Source organism: Streptomyces xantholiticus (genome assembly GCF_014651015.1).
GTDB classification, from domain to species: Bacteria; Actinomycetota; Actinomycetes; order Streptomycetales; family Streptomycetaceae; genus Streptomyces; species Streptomyces xantholiticus.
In genome coordinates this window covers 273,290-280,952 of sequence record NZ_BMWB01000006.1, presented here as the reverse complement: position 1 = coordinate 280,952, position 7,663 = coordinate 273,290, and the positions used below count along the sequence as shown (strand labels likewise).

Annotated in this window: 6 protein-coding genes and 1 pseudogene; 4 read left to right on the top strand and 3 right to left on the bottom strand. The window is 69.9% G+C overall.

All coding sequences use genetic code 11. From position 1 onward, the window contains the following. Positions 1-305: 305 nt before the first annotated feature. Both IE198_RS13290 and IE198_RS13285 read left to right on the top strand, forming a co-directional pair. Positions 306-416: pseudogene (locus IE198_RS13290) on the top strand (DNA-binding response regulator); the annotation flags it as partial. A gap of 126 nt (positions 417-542) precedes the next feature. Beyond that, positions 543-695 (top strand): hypothetical protein, encoded by a 153-nt coding sequence (locus IE198_RS13285; RefSeq protein ID WP_189886034.1) that lies wholly within the window; start codon positions 543-545, stop codon positions 693-695. Positions 696-734: 39 nt separating this feature from the next. On the opposite strand, the gene IE198_RS13280 is transcribed toward IE198_RS13285, so the two are convergent. Continuing rightward, positions 735-1,391 (bottom strand): ATP-dependent endonuclease, encoded by a 657-nt coding sequence (locus tag IE198_RS13280; RefSeq protein ID WP_373299849.1) that lies wholly within the window; start codon positions 1,389-1,391, stop codon positions 735-737. A gap of 189 nt (positions 1,392-1,580) precedes the next feature. On the opposite strand from IE198_RS13280, the gene IE198_RS13275 reads away from it, so the two are divergent. Both IE198_RS13275 and IE198_RS13270 read left to right on the top strand, forming a co-directional pair. Continuing rightward, a complete protein-coding gene (locus IE198_RS13275; RefSeq protein ID WP_189886032.1) occupies positions 1,581-3,800 on the top strand; it encodes an NADP-dependent isocitrate dehydrogenase in 2,220 nt (739 codons plus the stop codon). Positions 3,801-3,975: 175 nt separating this feature from the next. Continuing rightward, entirely contained in the window at positions 3,976-4,404 is a 429-nt protein-coding gene (locus IE198_RS13270; protein WP_189886030.1) for a pyridoxamine 5'-phosphate oxidase family protein, read from the top strand. A 64-nt stretch (positions 4,405-4,468) separates the two neighbouring features. Here IE198_RS13270 and IE198_RS13265 read toward each other — a convergent pair whose 3' ends face one another. Both IE198_RS13265 and IE198_RS13260 read right to left on the bottom strand, forming a co-directional pair. Beyond that, on the bottom strand, positions 4,469-5,392 hold the full coding sequence (locus IE198_RS13265; RefSeq protein WP_189886028.1) for a glutamate ABC transporter substrate-binding protein: 924 nt from the start codon (positions 5,390-5,392) through the stop codon (positions 4,469-4,471). A gap of 153 nt (positions 5,393-5,545) precedes the next feature. Continuing rightward, positions 5,546-7,621, bottom strand: a complete 2,076-nt coding sequence (locus IE198_RS13260) for a neutral/alkaline ceramidase (protein ID WP_189886026.1) — start codon at positions 7,619-7,621, stop codon at positions 5,546-5,548. Positions 7,622-7,663: the final 42 nt, after the last annotated feature.

Here is a 7,663-nt window from a genome sequence, read left to right as displayed (position 1 = left end):
CCGCATAACCCCAACCACCCCAAACCCGACAGGGGCGCCTTGACGAAGGACATAGAGGCACCCCCCCCCGCGCGGGTGTCGGCACGCGCAACCCCTGGCCCGGCGAGGGACGCAGCCCGCCGGGAGGATCACCCGATTGTGTCCTTCCGGTCCGCGCCCACGGGCCCCTCCCCTCGTACACAGGTCGCCGCCCGGCGCTGCCGCCGGTACAGCACTGACGCCTTCCCACGTCGTCGCTGTGCGGGGATGCGCCTGTGCGTTCCCGCACCGTGCCGCTGCGGCCGGCGGCGCGTCATGCTCTCGCCGGCGTCAAGACCGTCCAGCGCCACCGGGCGAACCTGCTGCGCGAGCTCGGCCTGCGGGACCGTCCGGAACTGACCCGGTACGCGGTCAGGGCCGGTCTGATCGAGCCCTGAGGGGCGCAGCGGTGCCGGCACCCGGGGCCGCTGCGAGGACCTCGCGGGCCACCTCCTACACTCGGTGCCTGCTCTCGGCCGCGGTCGGCGCGGACACGAGGCCACCTGCGAAAGGATCTGTTCCGGATGAGCTCCGCAGACCGTACCGAGGCCCCGATCTACGCGGACCTGGTGGACGAGCGCGGCGACGTGCCCGCCGACGCCCGCCGCACCGCCGAGGAGACCCTGCGGGAGATGGGCCGCGTCATGGACTTCAGCGACGTCTTCGCGGGCCGCTAGACCTGTCCGGCCGGTCGTCCCGTGCGGTCGGCGGGCCGGTCACAGTCCGTTCAGCAGCCGCAGCAGCGGCTGTGGCACCCCGGCGAGGTCGAGTTCCTCGACGAGCGTCCGCCCGTAGTGGATCTTGCGACCGCTGGTCGTGCCGAGGAAGCGCCGGAGCTGCCTGTCGACGGGCCGCTCCCGCTGGGCGGGCTGCTTCTGGAACGTACGGAACGACCGTAGATCGCCCTGCGCGGCGAGCACCCGCTCCATGCCGACCGGGCCCAGGGCCCGGATGAGCTCGTCCTCGAGATCGGCGACGCACACCTGGAAACCGCGGCGTTCCAGCGCGTCGCGATCCGGATGAGGACCCAGACCTGCCCGCTCCAGGGCACGGCGGAAGAAAACCTCCTCGGCGGCGTCGCACAGTCCCGCCGGCTCGGCGTCGAGCCCCCGCGGCCCGAGCAGGCCCAGGAAGCGGCCGATGCTCGTCGCGCCGCCCATCGCAACGACCGAGACGCCCTGGGAGCCGAGGTCCCGGCCCAGGCGCAGCGCCAGCGCCTCGATCGCGGCCCGGTCGCTGTCGCCCTCGACCAGCACGATCTTGCGCAGCCCGACGCTGTGGGCCAGCCCGCGCGCCGCGTCAGCCGCCGCGGCGGCACCACGTCCGCCGGCCGCCCACGCGGCGAACGCCGATCCGAAGCGCTCCATGCTCATGACCCCTCCATCGCGCCGGAGCCTACGGGAGGCGGCACGGCGGGCCCACCGGATTACCGGCTGCTCCGGCGGATCACGAGCCTCCGGGGCCGTGGAGGCCGCCGCAGGGCAGGGCCCTGTCGAGAGGGGAGCGATCACGGGATATCTTGATGTCGAGCAATGTTGCAGACGTGGAGAGCGGAGCACCCGGTGACTGACTCGACCATCATTTACACGCACACTGACGAGGCGCCCGCCCTGGCGACGTACTCGTTCCTGCCTGTGATCCAGGCGTACGCATCGACGGCCGGTGTCACCGTGGAGACCCGTGACATCTCGCTCGCGGGACGGATCATCTCGCAGTTCCCCGAGTACCTCGAAGAGGGACAGCGCATCGACGACGCCCTCGCCGAGCTCGGAGCCCTGGCCAAGACGCCGGGCGCCAACATCATCAAGCTGCCCAACATCTCGGCCTCGATCCCGCAGCTGAAGGCCGCCGTCGCCGAGCTGCAGGAGCAGGGCTACGCGCTGCCGGCCTACCCGGACGACCCGAAGACCGACGAGGAGCGCGACATCCGCGCCCGTTACGACAAGGTCAAGGGCAGCGCCGTCAACCCCGTCCTGCGCGAGGGCAACTCCGACCGCCGCGCCCCCGCCTCGGTCAAGAACTACGCCAAGGCGCACCCGCACCGCATGGGCGCCTGGAGCACCGACTCCAAGACGAACGTCGCCACCATGGGCGCCGACGACTTCCGCTCCACCGAGAAGTCCGCGGTGATCGGCGAGGCCGGTTCGCTGCGCATCGAGCTCAAGGGCGACGACGGCTCCACCACCGTGCTGCGCGAGTCGGTTCCGGTGCTCGCCGGCGAGGTCGTCGACGCGTCCGTCATGCGCGTGGCCGCCCTTCGCGAGTTCCTCACGCAGCAGGTCGCCCGCGCCAAGGCAGAGGACGTGTTGTTCTCCGTGCACCTGAAGGCCACGATGATGAAGGTCTCCGACCCGATCATCTTCGGCCACGTCGTACGGGCCTTCTTCCCGAAGACCTTCGCGCAGTACGGCGAGTCGCTCGCCAAGGCCGGCCTCACCCCGAACGACGGACTCGGCGGCATTTACAAGGGCCTCGAGTCGCTCGCCGACGGCGCCGAGATCAAGGCTTCGTTCGACGCCGAGCTGGCCGAGGGGCCGGCCCTCGCGATGGTCGACTCCGACCGTGGCATCACCAACCTGCATGTGCCGTCCGACGTCATCGTCGACGCGTCCATGCCGGCGATGATCCGCACCTCCGGCCACATGTGGGGCCCGGACGGCCAGGAGGCCGACACCGTCGCCGTCCTCCCGGACAGCAGCTACGCCGGTGTCTACCAGGTCGTCATCGACGACTGCCGCGCCAACGGCGCCTTCGACCCGTCCACCATGGGCTCGGTGCCGAACGTCGGCCTGATGGCGCAGAAGGCCGAGGAGTACGGCAGCCACGACAAGACCTTCGAGGTCCCGGTCACCGGCACCGTGCGGGTCGTCGACGGCGCCGGCAACGCCGTGCTGGAGCAGGTCGTCAGCGCCGGTGACATCTTCCGCATGTGCCAGACCAAGGACGCGCCCATCAAGGACTGGGTCAAGCTCGCGGTCACCCGCGCCCGCGCGACCGGTGACCCGGCCGTCTTCTGGCTCGACGAGGGCCGCGCGCACGACGCGCAGCTGATCGAGAAGGTCAAGGCGTACCTGCCCGAGCACGATACCGAGGGCCTCGAGATCAAGATCCTCTCGCCGGTCGAGGCGACCGCGTTCTCCCTGGAGCGCATCCGCCGGGGCGAGAACACGATCTCCGTCACCGGCAACGTGCTGCGTGACTACCTGACGGACCTGTTCCCCATCCTTGAGCTCGGCACCAGCGCCAAGATGCTCTCGGTCGTCCCGCTGATGAACGGCGGCGGCCTGTTCGAGACCGGCGCCGGCGGCTCCGCGCCGAAGCACGTCCAGCAGCTCGTCAAGGAGAACTACCTCCGCTGGGACAGCCTCGGCGAGTTCCTCGCGCTGGCCGTGAGCTTCGAGCACCTCGCGACGACCACCGGCAACGCCCGTGCCAAGGTCCTCGCCGACACGCTCGACCGCGCCACCGGCACCTTCCTCAACGAGGACAAGTCGCCGAGCCGCAAGCTGGGCGGCATCGACAACCGCGGCAGCCACTTCTACCTGGCCCTGTACTGGGCCCAGGAGCTGGCAGCGCAGACCGACGACACGCAGCTCGCGAAGGCGTTCGAGTCGCTCGCCAGGACGCTCGGCGAGCAGGAGCGGACCATCGTCGACGAGCTGATCGCCGTGCAGGGCTCGCCGGCCGACATCGGCGGCTACTACCAGCCCGACGTCACCAAGGCGGCGGCCGTGATGCGCCCGTCGAAGACCTTCAACCAGGCTCTGTCCACCCTGGCCTGACAGGGCGGCGGGCAGCCGCCCGTCTCGGCACCGCCCCGGCCGGCACTCGTGCCCGGCCGGGGCGGTTTTCGTGCGCGTCGGGAACACCGCGGGGCTGTGCGGCAGTTGCCATGGGACATGAGCCGGGTCGGCACCCGCCGGCCCCGGCGGCCGACCGCGTACGAAGGAGGAATCTGTGGCACTCACCCGTGATGACCGCGAGAAGTTCCTGGCGGAGCCGCTCGTCGCCGCGCTGGCTGTCGACGCGATCGAGGACGGCCGGGCGCCGCTCATGGTGCCGATCTGGTACCAGTACGAACCCGGCGGCGACATCTGGATCATGACCGGCAGGAACTCCCGCAAGGCGGCGGCGATCCGGGCCGCCGGGCGGTTCGCCCTCATGGTCGACCGCCTCGAGCCGACGGTCCGCTACGTCTCGGTCGAGGGCCCGGTCGTCGACACGGTCCAGGCCACCCGGGAGCAACTGGTGGAGCTCTCGGCCCGCTATCTCGAGCCGGGGAAGGTGGAGGCGTACGTCGACTTCCTCTGGAACGACGACAGCGACCAGGTGGTCATCCGGATGCGGCCGCAGCGCTGGATCAGCTCGGATCTGGGCGAGGCCTGAGCGATATGCAGCGGCGGGCGGTGCCGGCCGGCACCGCCCGCCGAAGGCCGTGTGATCCTCGCTCTCAGTCGCGTCGGACCATCGGCGGTCCGACGTAGCGCGAGCCGGAGAGGCCGAGCGTCGCGTCGTACGCCAGCTTGTAGTCACCGTTCTCGTCGTGCGCCTGGAGGGCGTCGGAGACGGCGTAACGCAGCGCCTTGTCGCCCTTGGCCATGCCGATCCCGTACGGCTCCTCGGTGAACGGCTGGCCTACGACCTTCAGCTTGTCCGGGTACTGGGCCGCGTAGCCCTTGAGGATCGCGTCGTCCGTGGTCACCGCGTCGACCTCGCCGGCGAGCAGCCGCTGGACGCACTCGGTGTACTTGGGCGTCTCGACCGTCCGTGTGTTGTACTCCGGCTTCTTGATCTCCCGCAGCGCCGTGGAGCCCTTGGCCGAGCAGACCGTCTTGCCCTCCAGCGAGAACGGACCGGCGATCGTCCGGTCGTCCTCGCGGATCAGCAGGTCGGCACCGGCCATGTAGTAGGGGCCGGCGAACGCGACCTTCTTCTTGCGCTCCTCGTTGATCGTGTACGTCCCGACGTACAGATCGACCTCTCCGCTGGAGAGCGCGGCCTCGCGGACGCCCGTGTCCACCGTCTTGAACTCGATCTGCCGGGCGGAGAAGCCGAGATCGGCGGCGATCATCTTGGCGATCTCGATGTCGAAGCCGGAGCGCTCTCCGTTCTCGTTCTCGAAGCCGAGGAACGGCTGGTCGTTCTTGGCGCCGATGACGAGCTTGCCGGCCTTCTTCGCCTTCTCCCATGTCGGTGAGTCGATGTCGACGTCCGTGGCGACCTTGTACGTCGGCAGCCGGGGCAGGTCCTTGGCGTTCACCGTGCGGGTCGGCCCACCGCCGGCGCCCTCGGAGTCGCCGGCGCACCCGGTTGCGGTGAGGGCGGCGGCGAGCGCGGTGATCACCGCGGCAGCGGCGGACTGGTAGGCCTTCATGGTGCGACATCCTTCACTCGATTTTGCGAGGAGGGTAAGGAGTCGATGTGCTAAAAGTCATTACATCTGAGCGGAACTTGAGCATCACATTCCGGAAACGACGCCAGATGCGGGGCGTACCCGGCGGGGGTTGCCGGATACGCCCGAATGGTGTCAGCGGACCTGGAAGGTCCGGGTGGTGCCGGTGAAGGCGGTGATCCTGCCGAACAGGCTCCTGGAGTCGCCGAAGTGCACGATCCGGTACGTGCCGACCGGCGTCCCCGGGGCCACCTGCCAGGTGATGACCGCCTTGGACGTGCCCGTCACGCCGTCCAGCCGTACCCAGCGGTACTTGGTGTCCCAGTCGCCGTCGTCCAGGTGGCGGACCCACTCGCCGTCCACCTGCCGCTGCACCTCGAGGAAGGTCCCGTTGCGGTGCAGATCGTTCTTCGGGTGACCGGTCACGAACTCGGCCGTGACGGTGGACCCCGCCCCGTACGACTCGGCGGGCTGCGACAGGACGTCGCCGAACTGCCTGCCCGCCGGCGGGTTGTCCATCACCACGCCGGTCTGCAGGGACGTCTGCCGGCCGGAGTGGTCGGGCGGCGTGGGGCCGCCGTCGATCGGTGTGCCGTCCCTCAGGGAGGCCGCGACCGCGGCGAACTCCTGCTGGTGGGCGGGGAGCGTGTACCTGCCGAAGAGGGTTGAACCGCCCTCGTACTGCTGCAGGTCGTACTCCTCCGGCGTCGTCACATACTGGCTGTAGGCGTTGGCGTAGCCCTGCATCAGCACGTTCTCCAGCGGTACGTCGAGCTCCTCGGCGACCGAGCGGCGGATGCGCAGGCCTGAGACGATCGTGTACTCGGCGGGTCCTGCCACCAGGTGGAACTGGCCGATCTTGACGATCTGCACCGGCAGGACCGTCGGAGTCGTCGGCGTCACCGCGTTGACCAGCCCCGTGGGTACCAGGTTCGCCTTCGGGTACTGGCAGCTCACCAGCCACTCGGGCGGGTCGATGTCGAACGGCTCCAGCAGCCTGGCCACCGGGCTGTTCATGCCCTCCGTGAACCCGGGGATCGCCGGCCCGTCCTCCACACTGCCGGCGAGCGTCGAGGCGCCGACCACGGCCGGGCAGGTGCGGTGCTCCTTGCCGTCCGGCGTGTACTTCCCGTCGACGGTCACCTTCTCCATGTGCACGTACCGCAGCCGCGAGTCCACGCTGCCGCTCACCGGGGTCGCCGCCGCGTCGTGGATCCGCTGCGCCGCCCGGAACTGCCGGTCGCCGATGATGCGGGTGTTCTCGAACTCGTCCTCCGTCGGGCCGGAGCCGGGCTTGAGGTTCAGATTGGGCGACATGTCACCGGCGTTGGTGTTGGGGAACGCCGCGACGAAGCCCTTCCGGTCCTCCAGGTAGCGCACGCCCTTGGCGTCGTGCTCCCACTCGTACGCCGCATAGCCCTTGTTGTCCGCACTGAGCAGTGTGTTCGTGTTGGTGAGCGACGTGTTGTGCGTGGCGAACCAGCTGATGGCCCCGATGTCGGTGCCGCCCTGCCGGAAGCGGAGCACGGTCACCGCGGGGTCGATGGCATCGGGGAAGGTTGCCCTGTCGCGGGCGGGGTTCCGCTCGAACGCGGTCCGTGAGCGGTTGACGCTCGCGTTCTTCAACTCGCCTCTGCCGAGGGTGATCGTGCCCGGTTCCAGGTCGTCGTGGGCCTCGGTCACGGACTCGACGATGCCGTCGACGATCGCCCGGTACGTGTCCTTCTGGAAACCCAGCGAGGCCAGGTTGTAGGCGAGGTGGTGGGAGTGGCCGCCGGAGCCGGCGTGCGTATGGGTCGCGGACAGCAGCACGTTCTGCTCGTTGTAGAGCGAGCCGTAGCGCTGCCCGAGCTTCGCGATGACGCCCTGCCGCACGGACTGGAAGATCATGGCCAGGTCGGCGTTGACGTACACGACCCGCTTCCCGTTCGCCCGGTCGGCCACGATGAACGCCCGCGAGCGCTGCCGCTGATGGATGCCGGTCGCCTTCTGCTCGAAGCTCGAGTAGCCCATCATGCCGACCTCGGCGGCCTCTCCGGTCACATCCGAGATGCCCCGGCCGACGAGATACGTCGTGGACCCGGACGCCGCCGCCGTCCCGGCCGCCGCGCCGGCCGGGACGGCTCCCGGTACGGCCGCCAGGGTCAGCGCGCCCAGCGACCCCGCGAGCAGCAGGGAGACCGCCTTGGACCTGGTTGTGGGGAACCGCATGCCTTCTCCTCGTACGCCCTCGTACCCGTGACAGGTGTGACC